Origin of the sequence: Lactobacillus colini, assembly GCF_017874575.1 — a bacterium.
In the GTDB taxonomy this organism is placed as follows: Bacteria; Bacillota; Bacilli; order Lactobacillales; family Lactobacillaceae; genus Lactobacillus; species Lactobacillus colini.
Genome location: NZ_JAGGLU010000007.1, coordinates 1 through 20,688, shown reverse-complemented (window position 1 = coordinate 20,688; position 20,688 = coordinate 1). Strand labels below are relative to the sequence as shown.

The following is a 20,688-nucleotide window of genomic DNA, read 5'->3' as shown; positions in this document are numbered from 1 at the left end:
ATAAATGTAAGCGTAAACAAGAAAAAGAAAGGGTAATATATTATGACTAAAAAAGATTGGAATGCAATTTACGATGTTGTTGTACTAGGCTTTGGTGGAGCGGGTGCTACTGCTGCTCGTCATGCGGCAGATGCTGGTAAGAAAGTGCTAATGGTTGAAGTTGCACCTATTGGTGAAGAAGGTGGTAATACACGTGTATCTGGTCAGGGATCTAACTTTGCTAAAGATCATGATAAAATGATGACCTACTTCAATCGTTTAAATGAACCTTTTTATGAAGATGAGGACGTTAAAGAAACTTTTGTTAATGGATTAGTTAATCTACCAGCATATTATAAAAAATATATTACGCCTAACCCAGTAGAGGTAATTGAAAAGTATAGGGGCACCAAGCTTGAATATTTAAGTAAGCAAGTTATCGAATATCCTGAGTATACAGGTGCAGATACAAATGATGCTTTGTCAATCCATTTAGGAAGTTTCGATAGTGCACTTTGGAATATATTGCGTAAGAATGTTACTGACAGAGACAATATTGATGTATGGATGGAATCTCGTGCGCATAAGTTAATCCAAAATGAAGAGGGTACTGTCATTGGTGTTGAAGTATTACGTAATGGCAAGAAAGTTTATGTTGGTGCAAACAACGGTATAGTATTAACCACAGGTGGTTTTGAAGCAAATGAAGAAATGATTGAAAGCTATCTTGGTGAAGCAAATTTACAGCCTATGGGTAGTCTTTATAATCGTGGTGATGGTATAAGCATGGCTGAAGAAGCTGGAGCTAAGATGTGGCATATGCATACTTATAACTCTTACAGCTTAATGCATGGTATGTACTTCTTTGTACCTGGTGAGAAGCGTGCACGTGAAGTTTATTACGACTTGGGCAAGAATGATGCTGGTATGATTGTAGTTGCTGATGATGGTACACGTTACTTTAACGAAGTTGAACATGCACGTCATGGTTTTATTTCAAGTCACGGTACTTTCCGTCATGCAGCACTAAGTCAAAAGCCACACATGATTATGGATCAAAAGCAATTTGAATTCTACATCAATAACCATACTTTCAAGCTTGTTGACCTAAAGGAATTAGCCGTAAAAGCTGATACTTTAGCAGAATTAGCTAATAAGATTGACGTTCCAACAGAAAACTTAGAAAAGACTATTGCGGACTATAACAAGTTTGTTGATTATGGTGAAGACTATGCTTATCACCGTGATCCAGAGACTATGCGCAAGATTGAAAAAGGACCATTCTACGCAGTACGAATGGTTAATACGATGCTTAATACCCAAGGTGGTCCTCAACGTAATGGTAAAGCTGAAATTATTGATAATGATAATCAGCCAATTCCACACTTGTACGGCGCAGGTGAATTAGGTAGCGTGGTGGCCAATCTTTACCAAGGTGCACAAAACGTCGCTGAAACAATTATCTTTGGCCAGATTGCCGGTGAGAATGTCGCTAAGACAGATAGTCTAAATCTTGAAGGTGGCAAGTTAGACCTACAAGGTGTTAATGATCTTGCTAATGAAGATAATCTTGTTAATATAGAACTTAAGCAGGATGAATACTTAGGTAAGTCAAAGGCTGGTATCGGTGGTCAACTTGCTGTTAAAGTAGCTTATAAAGATGGCAAGATTAAGAATGTAGAAGTTGTTGAACAACATGAAAGTGCAGATATTGGACTTAAGGCTCTTCAGACATTGCCAGAAAAAATGGTTGAAGAAAATACTGTTGATGTTGATACTGTTTCCGGGGCTTCTTCAACTACTAATGCTCTAAAAGAAGCAGTTAAGGACGCTATCTCTCAAGCAGAAGCTAGCAAATCTGATGTAACTAGTGGAGCTTCTGAACATTAATTGCTTTTCTGCATAAAGTAATATTTTAAAAGTATTCATGCAAAAATAGATTTTTGAAAGTTTTAATTAAGTCCTGAAACTTGAAAGCTGAAAATTACGCTCTTTCCGCGTGGTTTTTGGCTTTTTCTTTGCAAAATAAAAAGCGCAAGACCTCTTCGCGTTATACTTTAAGTGACTAAATTAAAGTATAAAGAGGGTCTTACGAATGTAATTTAATCAGAAAAACGATACTAATTCGTTAATTTCTGCTTTCACCAAACTAATTGGTCTAGCTGATCTAAGTAAAAAAAGTTAATTTTAAACGTCATTCGATAGTTTCTCTAGTAATGATTATTGCTTGGATGATTAGATCTCGCTTTGCTAGAAAATCTTTATATTGATTTAACCAATCAAAAGATTTCTCTTCCAAAACTGCAAGAAATGTTTAAAATGATGGTCGTATTAACTGGCAAAAACTACTTTATTTAGTAGCTGTTAAGATAATCACTGTGCTTAAACCGAGTATTGATAAGCGAAGAAGACTAGATTAGCTTTAATCATTGACGATACTCTAATTTCGTGCGCTTACTCTAAAAAGACCGAGCTACTAGCTAAAGTCTATGACTATAATAAGCATTTTTTATTAACTCCCAGCTGGAGTGATGGAGTTGCAAGAATAAATTCCAACTAGGTATATGCTTTTTGATAGTTGGTTTTCTTCTTCTAAAGTGTTTTGAAAATTAGAATAAATTATCCAAAAAGCAATACATGCTTGTATTATTTAAGACATAGATGTATTATTTAATTGTAAGCGGATACAATTGAATAATACCAGGAAAGGATAAATTATGAATAAATCAATACCAGTAATATTAAGCACAGATCCAGGAATTGATGATGCAGTTGCATTGTCGATTTGTATGTTCAATAAAGATATAGATTTAAAATTGATCTCTGCAGCGGCAGGTAATGTAGGTATAAATCAAACTTTAGAGAATATATTAAGGCTTGAATCATTTTTTAAAAAATCTATTCCAGTAGTAAAGGGAGTTGATCGTGCAATAATAAAATCTTCTATAAATGCAACTCATGTTCATGGTAAAACTGGGATGGATGGGTATAATTTTCCTAATCCGAATTATAGTCTGTTGATTAATAAAATTGCACCGGATGCAATTCATAATATAGTTTCAAATTCTTTAGATAAGATTACATTGATAGGAATTGGTCCATTAACTGATTATGCATTATATTTAAGATTATATCCAGAAGATAAAGAGAATATTGAAAAGATAGTGATAATGGGAGGCGCCATAGGAAGAGGAAATTATGGAATTTATTCTGAATTTAACATTGCGAGTGATCCAGAAGCTGCAAGAATTGTATTTGAAAGTGGTTTAAAAATTGAAGTTGCTCCTATGGAGCTGGGATTACAGGCTAAAATAATGCCGAATGTTAGTGAAGAGATTAAAACATACGGTAAGGCTGGTGATATGTTCTATAGCTTGTTTAAAAAATATAGAGGCGGTAGTTTTTCAACAGGTTTAAAAATATATGATGCATTAGCAATAGGTATACTTTTAAAGCCAGATATGTTTCGTTTTGAACATGTTCATGTCGAAATTAATACTCAGGAAGGTTATACCTACGGAGCTTCATTATTTGACTTAAAAAATAAACTAAAAAAGTTAGAAAATGCTTATGTAGCAACTAGTGTTGATTTTAATGAATTTGTAGAATGGTTTAAAAAGTCTATTAAAGATTGTGATTAATCTTTTAGGAGGGTAGGGATTATGATATATCTATCTATCGTTTTAACACTGTTGTCAGTTGCAATATTATGTTGGATGTTAGCCAAAAAAATGGATATAAAAATCATTTTGTTTGCAATAGGACTTATATTACTTTATTGCGGGTTAATGATGGGGAATACAATTAAAACTATACAACCTGTAAGTAATATATTGCTTAAACCAATAGAAGTAATGATTGAACAATTTACTACAACTTTATCTGGATCAGGTTTTGTAATTTTATTATTAGCCGGCTATAGTTCATATATGAGTTATATTGGTGCTAATGACATTACTGTTGGTAGCTTAACATCAACAATGAAAGGGGCAAAGTCTGTTTATTTACTAGTTCCAATTGTTTTCTTACTTGGAAATTTATTATCGCTAGTTGTGCCAAGTGCATCTAACTTAGCTATAATCTTGTTAGCCACTTTATATCCTGTCTTAAGAACCGCAGGCATGAGCAGATTAACTGCTGGTGCAATTATTGCAACGTCAGCAACTATTATTCCCACTCCTTTGGGATCGGATAACGTTGCCATTGCCTCAGCTTTTAAATTATCTACTACGCAATATGTGTTTGGCTACCATGCAATTGTTTCGATTCCTACTTTGTTGTTTATTGCTATAGTTCAGTATTTTTGGCAAAAGTATGAAGATAAGAAGATGCCAGAAGAATTATCTTATAATGAAGAATTAAAGCAATTTGGTGTTAGTCATGATAAAAAAGAGTCTGTAAAAGTTAGTGACAGTAAGTTAGTTAGATTTATTTACGGATTATTACCAGTGTTACCAATTATCGTTTTAATTATTGCATTTATTTTTGATGCGATACAAGGCAAAACGATGTCCTTAACAGTTCAAATGGTTACCATTATCAGTTGGATTATAGCAATAATAGTAGAGCTGTTGAATAAGCATAAAGCTAAAGAAGTTTTGAAAGGTACTAACGTATTTATTAAAGGTATGGGGAATGCCATTGGAATTGTTGTACTGTTAGTTGCTGCTCAAACTTTTGTACAAGGATTGAATGCTATTGGAATTATGTCAATGATCCAAAATGCTATGACAAATGTCAAAGGTGCAGGTGTAATTTTACCTATCCTAATGGTAATATTTACTATTGTTATTGTAATGCTAAGTGGTAGCGGTGTTGCCTTAACTTTTGCATTGATCCCACTATTCTTCCCATTGGCTAAATCAGCAGGTATTTCACCAGAGCAATTATCAGTTCCTGTACAATTAGCTGGCAACTTAATGAGGGCAGTCTCTCCAGTTGCTGCAGTTGTATTAATTGTGGCTGGAACAACTCATTTAGATCCTGGAAATATAATTAGACGTACTTCTATACCAATGGTAAGTGGTGTTATTATAATGTTAATATTGTCGTTCATGTTATTGTAAAGGTATAGTAAAATATGAGTATTGTTCCAAAATATGTCCAAATATACAATGAAATGTTTAATAAAATACAGAAGGCAGAGTATGGAGCAAAATTACCAACAGAAAAAGAATTATGTAATTATTTTAAGTGTAGTCGGGTTACTATTAGATCCGTTTTAGCTTTATTAAAAGAAGATAATATTGTTTATTCTGTTAAAGGCAAAGGAAATTATATTAACCATAGTGTGGATTCAGAATTTCATGGAATTGAACTAAATCAATCTTTGTTTTATAGCAGTTGTAATCAAAAAATTGATAGAGTTAGATCTGCAGTTAAAATTAATGATGCAAGTCCATATTCTGAAAAGATTTTTGAATCTTTGAGAAAATATTATTCTATAAATTTATGGTATGAACATGAGGATAGAATTATTGGCAATGTATTTTCTATAATTGATTCTAATTATGTTCCTGACAATTTAGATATAAATGATGATAAATCTGTTACTAGATTTGTTGAAAAAAATATTTATCTTAAAAGTTATCATACACAAGTACATGTCCAACGTTCACTTAGAAAAAAGGACACTTTCCATAAAAGCTTTTTTGGAGAAAAAGAAGTTGTAATGTTAATATTAGAAAATTTGTTTGATGACCACAATAAAATAATTGGACAAAATAAATATTATATTCCTTTAAAATATTTCGATATTACGTTAAATAAATACAGTAAAAATTAGCAATTTTAGCCTAATTATGTCTGTCAATGTAGCATACTAATTTAGTATTAGATAACAACTATTCGACAAGATGAATATAGTTCTCTGTAGAATTTTGTTGGTAGGAGAGTAAATTAGATTAACACCAAGCTAGCGATGCTTGGTGTTTTTTTATGTGTTTGTCAATGAATATTTAATCTACTTGCTAGTTAAAATAGTTCTGTTTGATTCAAAACGACAATTAACATTTGACACACCTATTACTTACTACTTTTTGTATATGTTAAAGGTCAATAGCTGAGTATCTTTTGCAAGCAGATTTAGATGTCATTACCCTTGATGTAAAAATATAGCTCAGGCTGCATTTATATCTGAAGCTTCTGTAGTACGATTTTCATAAAAATTAGGCTACAAAGAGTGGGATGAATTTATTAAAAAGTTTATAGAAAAAGATCATAATTAAAAAAATAAAAATCACGCAAAAAAGCGTGATTTTTGGCTATCTGGTTTCAGTTATTTAAGTAATCTATTGAGAAAAATTTTAAAAATAATCGTAAAACGATACTTTACCTTTTTTTAAAATCAATTTATTTGATGTTAGATGCTTTATTATTCCTAAATTTACGGCCTGGTCAACTGTTAATCGCCCCAGTAATACTTTAGTCCAATTTGTAATCGAGGCAGTGTAATCTGGTGGTTTAATCGTTTGCTCACAATTTGTTTTATCTGTAAGTGGAGTAAATTTCCATTTTTTATTATTCCATTCACATTGTTTATCATCAGTGACTTCAATGATAATAGGTTCTCTTGTTTCCATTTTTATACATGATGCAATGGTCTGAAAATCTATAATTCTACTCATCATATAAGGATGAACAGTTACAGTAATCATACCTTGATTTGGAAACAAATCCTCTAGAAGTGATTCAACCGAGGTAACAATTTTAAAAGAATCACTTGATGAAATATGTCCACCCATAAAGCTTAATAAATTGATTGCTGATTCTTGCGATGTAAAATAGAATTCATCTGCTACAAAGCTATTATTGCTTAAGGTATAAAACATATAGCCTTTAGGATTTTGGTGGCCGTCTAAGTATATTGCTACGTAGCGATCTGGATAATAAGTATTAAATCTATTCCACCACCACTTCTCTCTAATAACAGTATTCCGCTCTGTGGCCGAATTGAGCTGATTTGTATACATTTTGTTAACTAGAGTGGAAATTTTTTCATCTTTTAAAGTTCCACGTATTATTTTACCTTCTTTAGAAGGCTTGAAGTAGTGTAAAGCATTGGACCTAAATTCTAATATCTTTCTATAAATTGTGTTTTCATATCCATATTGCCGATAAAAGCTTTCTGACCACGGTGCTAAATTAGATAGGGGGATATTTTCGCGGTGTAAATCAATTAGTATTTCATTCATTATCTTAGAAATATCCCCATGTCCTCTGTTTTCTGGATAGGTTGAAACGTAGCCAATACCTGCCATTTTTACAGTTTGATTGAAGATTTTACTTTTAAAATTATTTGACATCACATAACTAGTTAGTTTGTCTTTATGAAATTTTCCATAGCCACTACTATGATAATATCTACTCATAAAATTGACGTCTTTAGTGATATCGTTCTTTTTTAGAAAGGCATATTGTACTAATGAGGCAATTTCGTCAAGCGTTTCTTTGTCTTTATTTAGTTTCATTTGTTACTGCCTCTCTTTCTTTACTTAACATTTGCTTTTCACAAGCTTGGAAGAATGGATAGTACATTGCAGCAGCAATTACACATTCAACCGCTGACCATACACCCGCACGCCAATCCCAACCACAAGCCATCATTGGGCCAATAATTGGCGGCATAGTCCATGGAACCATGACCACAGGAGCGGATATCCAACCAATGTTAATTAAGATATAACTTAGTATAGAGAGAACTAATGGGATTAAGATAAATGGAATCATGATCATCGGATTCATTACAATAGGGAATCCAAAAATTATAGGCTCATTAATTTCAAATAATGAACTTGGAAATGCTAATTTACCTAAATCACGGTAAGTTTTACTTTTTGAAAAAAGCATCAATGCACAAAGAGTAAGAGTAGCACCTGTGCCACCTACATTAACTAGTAAGCTAGAAAAGCCTGATGCAGTAATATATGGGAGAGCTTGATGATGTGAATAGGCTGTAGCATTAGCTGCCAAGTATTGTAAAAAAATTGGATCTGCGATACCTTCTAAAGTCATATCTCCGTGAATGCCACATATCCACAGCAAACTTACAATAAATGTATAAACTAAGATACCAGGCAAAGTATTCAGAGCAAAGACAATAGGGTGGAAAATTGCTTGAACTACAGCATTTATATCTATATTAAATACGACTCTTATCGACCAGAATATTGCAAGAACTGCCATACCAGGTAGTAAGGCAATAAAAGAATTAGAAACTGCAGCTGGTACACCGTTAGGTAATTTGAGTACTATGTTTTTCTTAATAAAGAAATTAAAAATAAAAGTCGCAACAAAGGCTGTTAAAATAGCAGTAAAAATACCATTGGATCCAAAATTATCGTAATTTAAAGCATGTTTGTCATTGAAAGAAGTAATGATAAATGCCATTACTGATAATCCTATAGATGATATTTTGTCTATGTTTAAAGCTATGGCTAGTTGATATGAGATTCCAATAACGGCCAATAAAGAAATTATTCCAAAAGACCCATTAACCGCCTGTGTTAACATCCAACTATAAGGCTTAATAAAATTAGTCCATGCTGTGATAGGTATATTACCAATAATTAAAAATATTGATCCACCAATAACTGCAGGTAAAGTGATAACTAATCCATCGCGAACAGCAACTAAATATTTATTATTTCCGACTTTCGCCATTGGTGGAATTAACTTAGTCTGTATCCACTCCATGAAATTATTCATTTTTTGTCCTCCTATCTATATTATTAGAATATTTTCCATATAATAATAGCGCTTACATATGTGAGAGTAAATACAACTGAAATTGGTATAGGTCAATTTATTACTATACTAGTATCGGTATAATAATTAAAATTTATTTGGTTTGATTTTTGATTTACAGCCTTTATGACAGAAAACTACAAAATATGCTTTATTATGATAAATCTGTGTAATAAAAGCCTTGAAATTCTTATGTATAATTTCAAGGCTTTTATAATATATTTTGATAATCATCTATTTAAATTAAGCATGGTGAAAATAATAAATGCCTATGAGGGGGAGTTAGAAAATTGATTATTCGTCAATATCTGGCATATTATTCATAATCCATTGCTCTGCTTCATGAGACCAAAGACCATCATGTTTACTTAAAATTTTTCCTAATTCGGTGTTAGGATCTACTTTTGCTAATTCAATTCTGTCAAAATTTTTGTGAGTATAAACAACTTTTTTTCCACCTCCAATATTTGGCTGGCTAAGGGTTGTTTCAGCGGCAGCATTTAATCCTAGCACATGAGTAATTACTTTAGCTACATTTAATCTATGATCGGCAATTAGTTTAGCTGCTTGTGATTCATTTTCTGCATTACCACCTGAAGTACCAACTAAATGTGTGAAATTATAGTGTACATCATAAAGATTAATAGGAACCGTGAAATCTTTCTTTATAGGTCCTGCAAATTGATTTAAACACCCGTCTTCATTTAGTAATTTAGCGGCCATTTTTGCAAGTGGTACAACGCTAATCATTAAAAAGGTATCATCAAAACCTTGTCCGTTCGTTTTAGTTTTTAGAATATTTTCTTGCTCTTCAATTGTTAAGTCTTTGGTATTAATAAATTGAATGTCTACTTCCTTTGATGGATATAGATGTTGGGCACGGTTTAATTTATCTTGATCGATATCAGTAACTATTAATTGTTTAGGTTTAGTATCAGCATGTAATGCGTAATCAATGGCAAGTAGCCCCATAGGACCAGTACCACCAATAATTAGCATATTACCATTAGGCTTAATCCCCATTTTATGTTTATAAGAATGTGGTATTAAATGAAACTGTGCATTAAAAGCAGCAATTACACAACTAACCGGTTCGCACAATGAGCCTTCATAATAGGAGTCACCATTAAATGGAATTAGACATCCTAATTCCATGACTTCATTAGGGATGATAATTTTAGTTGCATCACCACCAATATATGGATATGAATATCCAGGTACAAAAGGCGTATCATCCCTAGCTAAGTTAGGCTGAATTACAAAATTCTGTCCTGCATGAAACCTGTTAGACCATTTTGGTCCAACTTTAAGTATCTTGCCTGAAAATTCATGTCCAACCATTACAGGATTGTTTTTTAGATCTTTAGGTGTTTTTTTGTGATCTTCACCTTCTTTGGCTAATTTCCAAGATGACATACACATTGAGTCGGAGATGACTTCCGCTAAAATTTCATCATCCTTAATTTCAGGAAGAACTACGTTTTCAACGCGCATATCTTCCTTACCATAAATTCTTAAAGCTGTACTTTTAACAACCATTTTTTACTCCTTCTGTCTAAACGATATTACAGATAAGAGCGCTAACTTCACAAATGATATTATAAAATAATGCAATGATAGTCAATGATATACACATTATTATCACATTTGTGATTTTTTATCATATATTTTTTTGATTGCTAAAGCTGTAGTGTCCGTAGTAATTAAAATGTCGAGTATACCGGTATTTAGGGCACCTAAGATGGCATTAACCTTATTTTTACCACATGCCAAACCTATAACATTTGGTACTTCTTTTAATTTTTGCATATCTATGCTAATTATATTTAGTTTTGATATGTCAATAAAATCTCCATTTTGAGTAAAAGGATGGGATAGAAGATCACCTACTACTGCTGTATTTTTAAAGATATCACTAAAGTTAGAGTTTTTATAAAACTCTTTCCATTGTTCTAGTTCTGTTATTAAGTTACTACCAATACCAACTATCGCATAATCTAATTTATCCCAATAATTAAATACTATTTGATTATTAGGATTGGAAAGTAGCTCTTCTTTTAATGTGTTAGAACTGACAATAGCGGGGGTATTTAAAGTTTCACTATTAGCGTTTAGTTTTTCTGATAATAAGTATACTAGCCTATTGGATTGATAATCATTTTTTAATCTTCCTGTAGGTCCACCAATTAAAGGAACTACAGTAATATTATGTTTTTTATTATTTTTAGTGAAGTTTGATATTGCATGGGCTAAGGTTCTACCCCAAGAAATACCTATAGTAGAATTGCTTGTAATTATATTTGATATATATGGACCAGCAAATTCACCCAATGCTTTTAAATCTATAGATTCAGTAGTATCAGGAACTATTATCATATTTTTTAAGTTGAAGTTTTTAATAAAGAACTTTTGCAAATTACTGGAGTTTTTAATATTAGGATTAATTGTAATCTGTACTATACCTAGTTTTCGAGCTTCTTTTAGTAGCTTACTGATTTCAGTTCTGTGAATATGAATCTTCGCAGATATCTGTGATTGGGTCAGTCCCTGCATATAATATAATTCAGCAATTTTTGTAAGTAATGTAATACGATTATTATCCATAATCTTTTCCTCCATTAGTTAAGTATTAGTACAATGAGAAAATCACAAATGTGATAAAAGACAGCGTGTTATTGAAATGCTTTTTGCTATATTGTACTATACAAGTGATGAGAGCGCTAACTTTGAAAGTATAAACCAAATCACAAATGTTATAGTGGAGGATAACAGTATGGAAAATTGGTTAGATATCAAAGGCAAAAACTACATAGTAACCGGTGGATCATCGGGTATAGGATTAGCTATTGTTAAAGAACTAGCAAAAGAAGGTGCTAGAGTCATTGATGCTGATCTAAATGCGCTAGAAGACAATATTGAACATGTTGAATTCGTAAAAGCAGATGTAACTAAAAAAGAAGATGTTGAATCTGTCGTCAAAAATGCCATTGAAAAAAATGGGCATATTGATGGATTAGTTAATAATGCCGGGATAAATTTACCTAGACTATTAGTCGATGACAAAGTAGCCGATAGTCAATATGAAATGGATGAAGATGACTGGCAAAAAATGTTCAATGTCAATGTAAAAAGTGTGATGTTAATGACGCAAGCAGTTGGAAAATATCTTATAAAGCAAAAAAATGGCGTCATTGTTAACATGTCTTCAGAGGCTGGTCTTGAAGGTTCACTGGGACAAAGTATTTACTCAGCAACTAAAGGTGCAATAAATGCATTTACTCGATCGCTTGCTAAAGAATTAGGAAAATATAATATTCGCGTTGTAGGCGTGGCACCTGGCATTATGGAAGCAACTGGATTACGGACACCAAGTTATGAAAGAGCTCTAGCCTATACTAGAAATATTACAGTTGATCAATTACGTGCTGGATACAGCAGTACCACAACTACACCAATGGGAAGGAGCGGTCATTTATATGAAGTAGCAGATTTGGTTGCGTATCTTCTTTCAAATCGTGCTAGTTATATTACCGGCGTAACAATTAATGTCGCAGGGGGTAAATCGAGAGGCTAGAATCATGAAAAAGATAATTTTAGTTGGTCATGCTAAAACTGCAGTAGCATTTAAAGAAGCAGTTCAAATGATATTTGGAAAAGTACCTGATTTTATCCCTTTAACTTTTGAATCAGGAGAAGGATTAAAGGATGTTGAGGATAAAATAACTTCTGAAATAAATGGCGATACTGCAGAAAATGTATTAGTAGTAACGGATTTATTTTCTGGAACACCATACAATGCTGCATCTATTTTAGCACTTAAGGGAAAAGTTAATGATGTAGTTGCTGGGATGTGCCTACCAATGCTTTTAGAAATTGCAACTAATCTAGAAACTAAAACTATAGATGAAATTGTTGAGATGATTTCTTCAAATTCAAAGCAATATATCAGTATTTTGAGTCAAATACAAGATAAAGATGAGGGAGATGATTTTTAATGATTATTAACTTTGCTAGAATTGATGACAGATTGATCCATGGACAGGTTGCAACTGTATGGGCAAAACAAGCTAATGCTAAAAGAATAATCATTGTTAGTGCAGAAGTCTTTAATGATGACATTAGAAAGAAGATTGTTAAGCAGGCAGCACCTGCTGGTATGAAAGTTAACGTGGTAGATGTAGAAAAAGCCATTGCAACATATCATAATCCTAAATATGCTAATGATACTGTATTTTATTTATTTACCAATCCTTCTGAGGTGGTAGATATAGTGAAAGGAGGTATTTCTCTAAAATCAATTAATATAGGTGGAATGCGTTATGAACAAGGAAAAACGCAAATTACTAAAGCTATTTCTGTAGATTCTCAGGATATCAAGGCATTTAGAGAATTACATAATTTAGGTGTGGATTTGGATTTAAGAGTATTAGCTGATGACTCTAAAAAAGATATTTTAAAAATAATTGATGAAAAGTATGGCAAATAGAATTTAGGTGTAGAAAATGTCAGCAATTCAAGTTGTATTGATTACAATCTGGTCAAGTATTGTAGGCGCTGGTAGTGTGCTAGATGAATTTCAAACGCAAAGACCTCTAATTGCATGCTCTGTTATGGGATTGATTTTAGGAGATCCTGTCAAGGGGTTAATACTGGGTGGTACTTTGGAATTAATTGCATTAGGATGGATGAATGTAGGGGCAGCACAGTCACCTGATTCAGCTTTAGCAAGTACGATTTCTACCATATTAGTTATTATAGGTAACCAGAGTGTTACTAAAGGTATAGCTATTGCATTGCCTGTTGCGGCAGCTGGACAAGTATTAACGGTATTATGCAGAACAATCACTGTAGCTTTTCAGCATGCTTCTGACAAGGCAGTTGAAAAGGCAGATTTTCGAATGTTGGAGTGGTTAAACTTTTCGTCGCTGATTGTTCAGGCTTTGCGTGTTGCAATTCCTACAGCCGTAGTTGCCATTTTTGTAAGTCCAGCGATGGTTCAAAATGCTTTGAATGCCCTGCCTAAGGTAGTTACTGGAGGATTAGCAGTAGCTGGTGGCTTTATTGTGACAGTTGGATATGCAATGATCTTAAATATGATGTACGTTAAATATCTAATGCAGTTTTTCTATTTAGGTTTTGTTTTAAGCGCTTATATGAAATTAAGTTTATTGGCTTGGGGAGTAGTTGGCCTGGTATTAGCGCTTATATATGTTCAGCTCGATCCTAAATTTAATAAAAATACGCAGACGCCGGTTATCACTACTAAAGTAGAGGATTTGCCGGAAGATGAATTGGAGGATTAACTTTGAGGTAATAAAAATGGTTGAATTAAAGAAAAAAGATACACCGACAAAGGAATCTCATGTAAAAAATAAATTAACTAAGAAAGATATTTTACAGACGTTTATTTTTGAAAATTTTCAGCAAGCATCATATAACTATGAAAGAATGCATGCATTGGCATTCTGTGTTGATATGATTCCCACTATTAAAAGAGTTTATAAAAATAAGGATGACCAAGTTGCAGCTTTAAAGAGACATAATACATTTTTTAATGTCACTCCAGGTTTTTGTGGTCCTGTTGTTGGTATGACTAGCGCACTGGAACAAGCTAAGGCACAAGGTGAAGATGTTAGTGAAGAAACTATTAATAGTTTAAAAATTGGATTGATGGGACCTCTTTGTGGTGTGGGCGATCCTGTAATGTGGGGAACATTAAGACCTATTTTAGCTGCTTTAGGTGCGACATTAGCATTACAAGGATCCTGGCTAGGCCCGGTATTATTTTTTGTGGTATTTAATGCTGTACGATTGGCACTGAAGTGGTACGGTCTTAAGTTAGGGCTTGATAGAGGTATATCATTTGTTCAAGATATGTCCGGCGATTTTTTGAAGAAATTAACAGAAGGTGCTACTGTATTAGGTCTCTTCATAATGGGCGTATTGGTGAACACATGGACTACTATTAAAGTTCCATTAGTTGTATCAAAAACTACAATTAATGGAAAAACAACGATTACAACTGTTCAAAATATTTTGGATCAAATGTGTCCAGGTTTACTAGCCTTAGGCTTAACTTTATTGATGATGTATTTGCTAAAAAAGAGAGTAAGCCCTATTATTCTTATCTTTATATTATTTGGCATAGGCATTCTTGGTTATTGGTTAGGAATTTTAAAATAGATGAACAATTGGATAACTTTGGGAATTGGATTTATGTTATCTTCAACTGGCTTTCTATACAAAAAGAAAACTGGTCATTATGATTGGTTATATTTAATTTTAGGAATAGTAATAATTTTCATTGGAATTGGACAATTACTAGGACTGGTTAAATTGACATAAACAAATAAATTATTGCATAAATATATACAGTTAAATAAAACATTGAAGAATCAGTAGTCAATTTTGATTACTGATTTTTTGTGTAAATTAGAATTTAATAAGTTATTATTCAATTTTTCTTGTTTACATTATGAGGCGTAGTATTATACAGCTCTTTAAACTTTTTATAGAAAAACGTCATGTTCGAAAAGCCAGATTCCTCTGCAATTTCTGCAATTGATAATTTACTATTTAGCAAAAGATAATATGCAACAGAAAGCTTCTTTTCTAGTAAAACACTAGAGAAAGATTTGCCAATGGTTTGCTTAAATAAATTACTAAGATAATTTCGATTATAATTATACTTCTCAGATAAACTACTGAGCGAAACAGTTGAATAATTGTCCCTGATATCGGTTAAGATGCGATAAATAATCCTTTGATTGTTATCGTTAAATTTAATAGAAGAAATATTTATATTTCTCACTAGCATTAACAAAAAGCTGTGTGTTAAGGATGAAATGATGCTATATGAGCTATTTTCAGATGAAAAATACTCTTCGATAATTAGATTAGCTAATTCTCTTAATCTTGGCTCAGATTGATCTTTATAAAAAATCAAAAAGTTATGACTTAACATATTGGCTAAGAAAAGACTATTTAGATTATCGGATTCACCAAGATTTTGTAATTTTTTAAAGTTAATAGAACTGTCGTGAAAGTCAATATTAAGCATGATATCTGAATATTTTAACTCTTCAATAGAATGCGATGTTCCAGAATCAAGCAATAAAAAGTCACCAGCATGTAATGTGATCTTTTCATTATTAATTGTTTCGGTTACTTCACCTTTTAAAACGTAGTTAATTTCCATAAAAGTATGAGTGTGCTCAGGATATGGTGCGAATCTACTATGTTTGGAGATGTAAAGCGGTTGATCAATAAAAAATTGTTCTGAAAAAACGGGAATCTTAGATAATGGATTACCAATAAAAGTTTTTTTGTCGTAATCATTGTAAAACTTGTGGTTCTTTAATTGCTTAACTTCAATAGGCGTAGGTTCTAAAAAATGTTTTAAAAGTTGCTCATCCATACTATAACCTGTAAAAATGATATTTTTTATTTGTAATACTGATATTGTAGCGTTTTCAATACAAATATACAATACTAATTGTAAATCAAGTAAAAAAAGTATTTTTGGAGGATAAAAAATGGCTGTAAAAACAGGAAAGATTCAGTCTACCTTAGGAAAGTTGACAACTTTTTTTAATAGAAATATCTATATTCAGGCAATCAAGGATGGGATGTTAGCCTATGTTCCATTTACCATTATTACTTCTGTATTTTTGATAATTGGGAGCTTTCCGATTCCTGCTGTGGCTAATTGGCTAGCTAGTGTTTTTCATCTGACACCCGATCAATTCGCCGCAAAGCTAGGAATCGTTAATGATGCTAGTTTAGTAATTGGAGGATTAATTGTTTTGCTTGCTATTGCCAAAAATTTGGCAAAGCAAATGAAGTTGGATGAAATGCCAGTAGTGTTAACTACACTAGTTTCATTCTTTATTTTGACACCTTATCAGCATGATAAATCTGGTAACTCTTTATTAAATGTGAGTCATATTGGTGCTCAGGCAATTTTCTTAGCTATTTTGGTGGCAATTTTGGTAGCTGTAATCTATCGTGCAATTGATCGAAAAGGTATTAAGATTAAATTGCCTGCAAGTGTACCACCTGCAGTTTCCAAACCTTTTGAATCAATAATTCCATCTTTTGCTGTGATTACAGTATTTTGGATTATTAGATTAATACTCGATCAATTTGCAGGGCAAAGCGCGCTTGATGTAATCAATACTGTTTTAGGTGCTCCACTTAAAGCGGTCGGTGGATCTCTAATTGGTATAGTTATTGCTAAAACTTTCTCACAATTCTTGTGGTTCTTTGGAATTCATGGCGACTCTATTGTAAATGGCGTTATGACTCCTATATTACAAGTTTTACAAGATGAAAATAAGACTGCTTCTCTAGCCCACCATGCTGTACCTAATATTGTTAACCAAAGTTTTTGGGATAACTTTGCGGGTATTGGTGTTATCGGTGCAATTATTGCTATTGCGATCGTTGCTAAAAGTAGCCGTTATCGAGCTTTGAAAAAAGTGGCATTAGTTCCGTATATTTTTAATATTGGTGAACCGACTTTATTTGGTGTGCCACTGATGTTAGACTTTACATATTTTATTCCACTTGTATTTAGTAATATGGCTAGTGTTGTTATTTCATATTTAGCGTTTGCAACTCACTTTGTGCCAATTCCAACTGGCTTAGTTCAGGTTCCTTGGACCACTCCAGTTATTGTTAGTGGATTTTTAGTAACTGGTAGCTGGCAGGGGGCAGTTTTGCAGTTTATAGATCTTATAGTTGTAACCTTAATTTGGCTTCCATTTGTTAAAATTGCCGATAAAAGGAATATGGAAGCAGAGATAAAAGGAGAGAGTGATGGTAAATAATGACGGAATTGTTTAGAGGCTCTTGGTTAACTAGAAGACATATAGATTATGGAGCTAATGATAGAAACTATTATGAAGAAAATCCAAGTATTATTTATGAAAAGCAATTCTTAATTTCATCTGTTAAAAGGACAAAGATAAGAATTTGTTCTTTAGGATATTATATAGTTAAAATTAATGGTAAATTAGTCACTACTGATGTTCTTAATAATGATTGGACTTACTATTCTAAGAGAAAATATTATGAAGAGTATGATATTTCTGAATTAATTCATATCGGAGTTAATACTGTTACTGTTCAATTGGGGAATGGTATGTATAATCCAGCACCATTGTTGTTTTTTGGTAAACATAATTTTAGAGAAAATCTGGCAATTGGTGAGCCTAAGTTTGTTCTAGACATTATTGAGGATAATGGTGAACGCTTATGTGTTTCAGATGCAACTTGGCAGGCACATGCTAGTGAAATTAAATTTAATAATGTTTACTTAGGTGAATCTATTGATCCTAATTATGCAGGTAAAAAAGTTGCTTTCAAACATATTAAAGTTTCAATTAATGATAATAAAACTTTTATGCGAAGTTTTATTCCTAAAATCAAAAAGTTTGGTCCAATATCTGCTAAAGTGATTAAAAATTGGAAAAATAATTATTTATTTGTTGATTTTGGACAGGTAACTAGTGGCTTTATTCATTTGAAAATAAATCCTAAAGTTGATGCAACTATAGAATTAAAGTATTGTGAAAGTAAAGATGAAAATGATAAATTAGATTTTTCTGCTTCATATGCTGGTGGTATTGGCGTTTATGAAGAGGTAAAAGGTGGACCAGGTGCACCAGATAAAGCAGAGGAGATTGATCATTTAGAATTATCTTCTGGACATTATGAGTATGAAAATAAGTTTACCTATCACTCTTTTAGATATGTAATTATTTCGGGTATATCAATAGAAGAGATTGAGCTGATTGAAGCTATTCCGGTTCATACTGATTTGAAGCAAATTGGTAATGTTAAAACTGGTAATCGATTTTTTAATGAACTATTTGATGCAGGAATTAACACGCGCTTAAATAATGTACATGCTATTTTTGAAGACTGTGCGCGTGAAAGATTACAGTATGGTGGTGATATAGTCGCTTTGGCTATGTCAATGCTATATTCATTTGATTTAAGTCAATTTAATAAAAAGACAATTTATGATTTTATTTTAGGTCAAACTGAAAAAGGAGGAATACCAGAAACCGCACCATATATAGGTATTGAAACTCAAGGCACTGCGCCAACCGAGGGACCACTTCTTTGGCAGTTTGTCCTACCGTATTTAATATATAAAACTTATCAGTTTTATGGTGATAAAGAGTTAGTATTAGACACTTATCAATATGTTGAAAAGCAATACGAGTATTTCAAGACTTGGAAACTTGAAGATTTGGCTCAACATTGTATTGGAGACCATGGTAGTCCAATTATTACGGGTGTATTTTATTCAACACCTGATAAGGCATTTGTAGGTTACGCTACAATCTTATTATTTAATGAAATGAATCAGCGAATAGCAGAAATTTTAGGCAAAAATACTGCTAGTTTAAAGAAGGATAATCAAATAATTCGTCAAGAAATTATTAAGTTATATCAAAATAATGATGGTAGCTTTGGAGAAAAGACCGAATCTTCTTATGCATTTGCCTTAGCATTAAACTTGGGAAGTCAAAAAGTGTTGCTTAAACAATTGCTAACTTTGATTGATAAGAATAATGGTGTATGGTCAAGCGGTATATTTGGACAGTCAATTTTGTATTCTAAATTACATGAATTAGGCTATGATGACTATGTTTATAATTGGTTAACTAATGAGACCAATATAAGCTTCAAATATATGCTCAAACGTGGAAATAAAATATTAGAAGAGCAATTTGTTCACCATCCTGCCGATTCAGCTAATCATGCTATGTTTTCTAGTTATATAAAATGGTATTTTGAAGCTATTGGTGGTATTAAGCTGTTGGAAGAGACAGCTGGGCTCAATAAGATAGAATTAAGTCCTTATTTCAATTCCGAATTAGGCAATACAGAGATTAGTATTAATACAATTCATGGATTAATTGAAGTGAAGACTATATATTCAAAGAAATGTATTAAATATCAGGTAAGTTTACCTAAAAATGTTGATTATCAAATTTCAGATGAATTAAAAGATTTTGATTTGAATGAGTCTGAAGTGGATGAGAGAAGAATAATGACGTTTATTAAAATAAAAAAGTAAGAAGGGCTTAATCACTGGTAAGTAGGAGAATACGCAAAACTACAGTAAATTTTACTTATGATAGCCAATAAACACATATTTATATAGAGATATACTTTTTTAAAAAAACATGTTCACAAAAAATGAACATGTTTTTTAGCACTCAAAAGTATTATAAGCTTGCCATTTTCGAACCTTTTATATAGTAATCAGAATCCTTGATCGTCCCAATAGAGTGTCTTGAAGATGTCTTGCTTAGCTCCACAAAAGAGAAAGACTTCACCAGACATTGGATCACGTTCAAAATCTTCCTTGATAATCAGAGAAAGCGAAGCAATTCCACGTCTCATATCAGTCTTACCACAGACGATGTAGACTTGACCAAATTCAGAGAGATCAATTATTTTCATGAAGCAACTTTTCCACGATATTATTCACCATTTCGTGTTCGACTCCTTTGAAAAAATTGAATTCAATAGCCTGAGTTTTGACGCTAAGAATTAGGTTAGATTGTGTCTGTAAATCAGATTTAGGGAGCTGGTTATATTGGACAGGAACAATTGGATGTTCAGTCATATTTTTGTCCTCCTTGAAAATTGATAAATAAAATATAGGACAGCTAGCTAATGAATTATACGTACTCCGTTATGACACGCTTACCTATTAAAGAACGGCTAATAAACCTTATAAAATAGTATATGACTTAAATTCTAAAAAGTATTCAATTTATAAATTAATAAAAATACTGATATATCAACGTTTTATTGTACTGAGCCGCAAAAGTTGGACAAAAACTTAATCTAAGATGCTAAGGCTTGATTTCGATATTCTATCGGAGTCAGGCCTTTTAGTCTGTCTTTTATTCTTTCATTGTTATAGTATTCGATATA

20 protein-coding genes and 1 pseudogene are annotated in these 20,688 nt (G+C 32.3%); 13 read left to right on the top strand and 8 right to left on the bottom strand.

Annotated features, from left to right (window positions below; all coding sequences use genetic code 11):
• The first annotated feature begins 42 nt into the window (after positions 1 to 42).
• From J2Z60_RS06840 to J2Z60_RS06825, 5 genes and pseudogenes are all read left to right on the top strand, one after another.
• Positions 43 to 1,869: an FAD-binding protein gene (locus tag J2Z60_RS06840; protein WP_209686951.1), complete on the top strand. Its 1,827-nt coding sequence runs from the start codon at positions 43 to 45 to the stop codon at positions 1,867 to 1,869.
• Between the two features lie 241 nt (positions 1,870 to 2,110).
• Positions 2,111 to 2,515 (top strand): annotated as a pseudogene (locus J2Z60_RS10915) (IS4 family transposase); the annotation flags it as partial.
• Between the two features lie 181 nt (positions 2,516 to 2,696).
• Positions 2,697 to 3,620 carry a nucleoside hydrolase gene (locus J2Z60_RS06835; protein WP_209686950.1) on the top strand — a complete coding sequence of 308 codons (924 nt, stop codon included), beginning with the start codon at positions 2,697 to 2,699 and terminating at the stop codon, positions 3,618 to 3,620.
• Between the two features lie 18 nt (positions 3,621 to 3,638).
• Entirely contained in the window at positions 3,639 to 5,045 is a 1,407-nt protein-coding gene (gene dcuC / locus J2Z60_RS06830) for a C4-dicarboxylate transporter DcuC (RefSeq protein ID WP_425352231.1), read from the top strand.
• A 14-nt stretch (positions 5,046 to 5,059) separates the two neighbouring features.
• Positions 5,060 to 5,764, top strand: coding sequence for a GntR family transcriptional regulator (locus J2Z60_RS06825; protein ID WP_209686948.1), 705 nt, complete (start codon positions 5,060 to 5,062; stop codon positions 5,762 to 5,764).
• A 520-nt stretch (positions 5,765 to 6,284) separates the two neighbouring features.
• Here the strand turns inward: J2Z60_RS06825 and J2Z60_RS06820 are convergent.
• The 4 genes from J2Z60_RS06820 to J2Z60_RS06805 form a co-directional block, all read right to left on the bottom strand.
• Positions 6,285 to 7,448 (bottom strand): GNAT family N-acetyltransferase, encoded by a 1,164-nt coding sequence (locus tag J2Z60_RS06820; protein WP_209686947.1) that lies wholly within the window; start codon positions 7,446 to 7,448, stop codon positions 6,285 to 6,287.
• On the bottom strand, positions 7,435 to 8,685 hold the full coding sequence (locus tag J2Z60_RS06815) for a PTS sugar transporter subunit IIC (RefSeq protein WP_209686946.1): 1,251 nt from the start codon (positions 8,683 to 8,685) through the stop codon (positions 7,435 to 7,437). The genes J2Z60_RS06820 and J2Z60_RS06815 overlap by 14 nt, the downstream gene beginning before the upstream one ends.
• A 333-nt stretch (positions 8,686 to 9,018) precedes the next feature.
• The gene (locus J2Z60_RS06810) at positions 9,019 to 10,263 is read right to left on the bottom strand and encodes an alcohol dehydrogenase catalytic domain-containing protein (RefSeq protein WP_209686945.1); all 1,245 of its coding nucleotides are present in this window, start codon (positions 10,261 to 10,263) and stop codon (positions 9,019 to 9,021) included.
• Positions 10,264 to 10,365: 102 nt separating this feature from the next.
• Positions 10,366 to 11,328 (bottom strand): sugar-binding transcriptional regulator, encoded by a 963-nt coding sequence (locus J2Z60_RS06805; protein WP_209686944.1) that lies wholly within the window; start codon positions 11,326 to 11,328, stop codon positions 10,366 to 10,368.
• 169 nt (positions 11,329 to 11,497) lie between these two features.
• Between J2Z60_RS06805 and J2Z60_RS06800 the strand changes: the two genes are divergently transcribed.
• From J2Z60_RS06800 to J2Z60_RS06775, 6 genes are read left to right on the top strand one after another with little or no spacing between them, the layout of a single operon-like run.
• Positions 11,498 to 12,298, top strand: a complete 801-nt coding sequence (locus tag J2Z60_RS06800) for an SDR family oxidoreductase (protein ID WP_209687017.1) — start codon at positions 11,498 to 11,500, stop codon at positions 12,296 to 12,298.
• 4 nt (positions 12,299 to 12,302) lie between these two features.
• Entirely contained in the window at positions 12,303 to 12,719 is a 417-nt protein-coding gene (locus J2Z60_RS06795) for a PTS sugar transporter subunit IIA (protein ID WP_209686943.1), read from the top strand.
• The gene (locus tag J2Z60_RS06790; RefSeq protein WP_209686942.1) at positions 12,719 to 13,210 is read left to right on the top strand and encodes a mannose/fructose/sorbose PTS transporter subunit IIB; all 492 of its coding nucleotides are present in this window, start codon (positions 12,719 to 12,721) and stop codon (positions 13,208 to 13,210) included. Before J2Z60_RS06795 ends, J2Z60_RS06790 begins: the two co-directional genes overlap by 1 nt.
• Before the next feature lie 16 nt (positions 13,211 to 13,226).
• A complete protein-coding gene (locus J2Z60_RS06785; protein ID WP_209686941.1) occupies positions 13,227 to 14,027 on the top strand; it encodes a PTS mannose/fructose/sorbose transporter subunit IIC in 801 nt (266 codons plus the stop codon).
• 16 nt (positions 14,028 to 14,043) lie between these two features.
• A complete protein-coding gene (locus J2Z60_RS06780; RefSeq protein WP_209686940.1) occupies positions 14,044 to 14,907 on the top strand; it encodes a PTS system mannose/fructose/sorbose family transporter subunit IID in 864 nt (287 codons plus the stop codon).
• The gene (locus tag J2Z60_RS06775; RefSeq protein WP_209686939.1) at positions 14,908 to 15,069 is read left to right on the top strand and encodes a hypothetical protein; all 162 of its coding nucleotides are present in this window, start codon (positions 14,908 to 14,910) and stop codon (positions 15,067 to 15,069) included. It abuts the gene before it with no gap.
• Between the two features lie 109 nt (positions 15,070 to 15,178).
• Here J2Z60_RS06775 and J2Z60_RS06770 read toward each other — a convergent pair whose 3' ends face one another.
• Positions 15,179 to 16,141, bottom strand: coding sequence for an AraC family transcriptional regulator (locus tag J2Z60_RS06770; protein WP_209686938.1), 963 nt, complete (start codon positions 16,139 to 16,141; stop codon positions 15,179 to 15,181).
• Between the two features lie 118 nt (positions 16,142 to 16,259).
• On the opposite strand from J2Z60_RS06770, the gene J2Z60_RS06765 reads away from it, so the two are divergent.
• Together J2Z60_RS06765 and J2Z60_RS06760 are read left to right on the top strand one after the other, a co-directional pair.
• Positions 16,260 to 17,555 (top strand): PTS sugar transporter subunit IIC, encoded by a 1,296-nt coding sequence (locus J2Z60_RS06765; protein WP_209686937.1) that lies wholly within the window; start codon positions 16,260 to 16,262, stop codon positions 17,553 to 17,555.
• Complete coding sequence (locus J2Z60_RS06760; protein WP_209686936.1) at positions 17,555 to 19,819, top strand: family 78 glycoside hydrolase catalytic domain; 2,265 nt, start codon at positions 17,555 to 17,557, stop codon at positions 19,817 to 19,819. The genes J2Z60_RS06765 and J2Z60_RS06760 overlap by 1 nt, the downstream gene beginning before the upstream one ends.
• A gap of 188 nt (positions 19,820 to 20,007) precedes the next feature.
• Here J2Z60_RS06760 and tnpB read toward each other — a convergent pair whose 3' ends face one another.
• The 3 genes from tnpB to J2Z60_RS06745 all read right to left on the bottom strand — a co-directional run.
• Positions 20,008 to 20,208 carry an IS66 family insertion sequence element accessory protein TnpB gene (gene tnpB / locus J2Z60_RS06755; RefSeq protein ID WP_209686935.1) on the bottom strand — a complete coding sequence of 67 codons (201 nt, stop codon included), beginning with the start codon at positions 20,206 to 20,208 and terminating at the stop codon, positions 20,008 to 20,010.
• Positions 20,195 to 20,374 (bottom strand): hypothetical protein, encoded by a 180-nt coding sequence (locus tag J2Z60_RS06750; protein WP_209686934.1) that lies wholly within the window; start codon positions 20,372 to 20,374, stop codon positions 20,195 to 20,197. The genes tnpB and J2Z60_RS06750 overlap by 14 nt, the downstream gene beginning before the upstream one ends.
• A 224-nt stretch (positions 20,375 to 20,598) precedes the next feature.
• Positions 20,599 to 20,688 (bottom strand): IS3 family transposase (locus J2Z60_RS06745; protein ID WP_209687016.1); only part of this gene is annotated, 90 nt, incomplete at its 5' end.

Excerpts from the sequence above, each read along its gene's own strand:
- J2Z60_RS06840 (WP_209686951.1), top strand. The coding sequence starts at position 43 with ATGACTAAAAAAGATTGGAATGCAATTTACGATGTTGTTGTACTAGGC.
- J2Z60_RS06835 (WP_209686950.1), top strand. The coding sequence starts at position 2,697 with ATGAATAAATCAATACCAGTAATATTAAGCACAGATCCAGGAATTGAT.
- J2Z60_RS06825 (WP_209686948.1), top strand. The coding sequence starts at position 5,060 with ATGAGTATTGTTCCAAAATATGTCCAAATATACAATGAAATGTTTAAT.
- J2Z60_RS06820 (WP_209686947.1), bottom strand. The coding sequence starts at position 7,448 with ATGAAACTAAATAAAGACAAAGAAACGCTTGACGAAATTGCCTCATTA.
- J2Z60_RS06815 (WP_209686946.1), bottom strand. The coding sequence starts at position 8,685 with ATGAATAATTTCATGGAGTGGATACAGACTAAGTTAATTCCACCAATG.
- J2Z60_RS06810 (WP_209686945.1), bottom strand. The coding sequence starts at position 10,263 with ATGGTTGTTAAAAGTACAGCTTTAAGAATTTATGGTAAGGAAGATATG.
- J2Z60_RS06805 (WP_209686944.1), bottom strand. The coding sequence starts at position 11,328 with ATGGATAATAATCGTATTACATTACTTACAAAAATTGCTGAATTATAT.
- J2Z60_RS06800 (WP_209687017.1), top strand. The coding sequence starts at position 11,498 with ATGGAAAATTGGTTAGATATCAAAGGCAAAAACTACATAGTAACCGGT.
- J2Z60_RS06795 (WP_209686943.1), top strand. The coding sequence starts at position 12,303 with ATGAAAAAGATAATTTTAGTTGGTCATGCTAAAACTGCAGTAGCATTT.
- J2Z60_RS06790 (WP_209686942.1), top strand. The coding sequence starts at position 12,719 with ATGATTATTAACTTTGCTAGAATTGATGACAGATTGATCCATGGACAG.
- J2Z60_RS06785 (WP_209686941.1), top strand. The coding sequence starts at position 13,227 with ATGTCAGCAATTCAAGTTGTATTGATTACAATCTGGTCAAGTATTGTA.
- J2Z60_RS06780 (WP_209686940.1), top strand. The coding sequence starts at position 14,044 with ATGGTTGAATTAAAGAAAAAAGATACACCGACAAAGGAATCTCATGTA.
- J2Z60_RS06775 (WP_209686939.1), top strand. The coding sequence starts at position 14,908 with ATGAACAATTGGATAACTTTGGGAATTGGATTTATGTTATCTTCAACT.
- J2Z60_RS06770 (WP_209686938.1), bottom strand. The coding sequence starts at position 16,141 with ATGGATGAGCAACTTTTAAAACATTTTTTAGAACCTACGCCTATTGAA.
- J2Z60_RS06765 (WP_209686937.1), top strand. The coding sequence starts at position 16,260 with ATGGCTGTAAAAACAGGAAAGATTCAGTCTACCTTAGGAAAGTTGACA.
- J2Z60_RS06760 (WP_209686936.1), top strand. The coding sequence starts at position 17,555 with ATGACGGAATTGTTTAGAGGCTCTTGGTTAACTAGAAGACATATAGAT.
- tnpB (WP_209686935.1), bottom strand. The coding sequence starts at position 20,208 with ATGAAAATAATTGATCTCTCTGAATTTGGTCAAGTCTACATCGTCTGT.
- J2Z60_RS06750 (WP_209686934.1), bottom strand. The coding sequence starts at position 20,374 with ATGACTGAACATCCAATTGTTCCTGTCCAATATAACCAGCTCCCTAAA.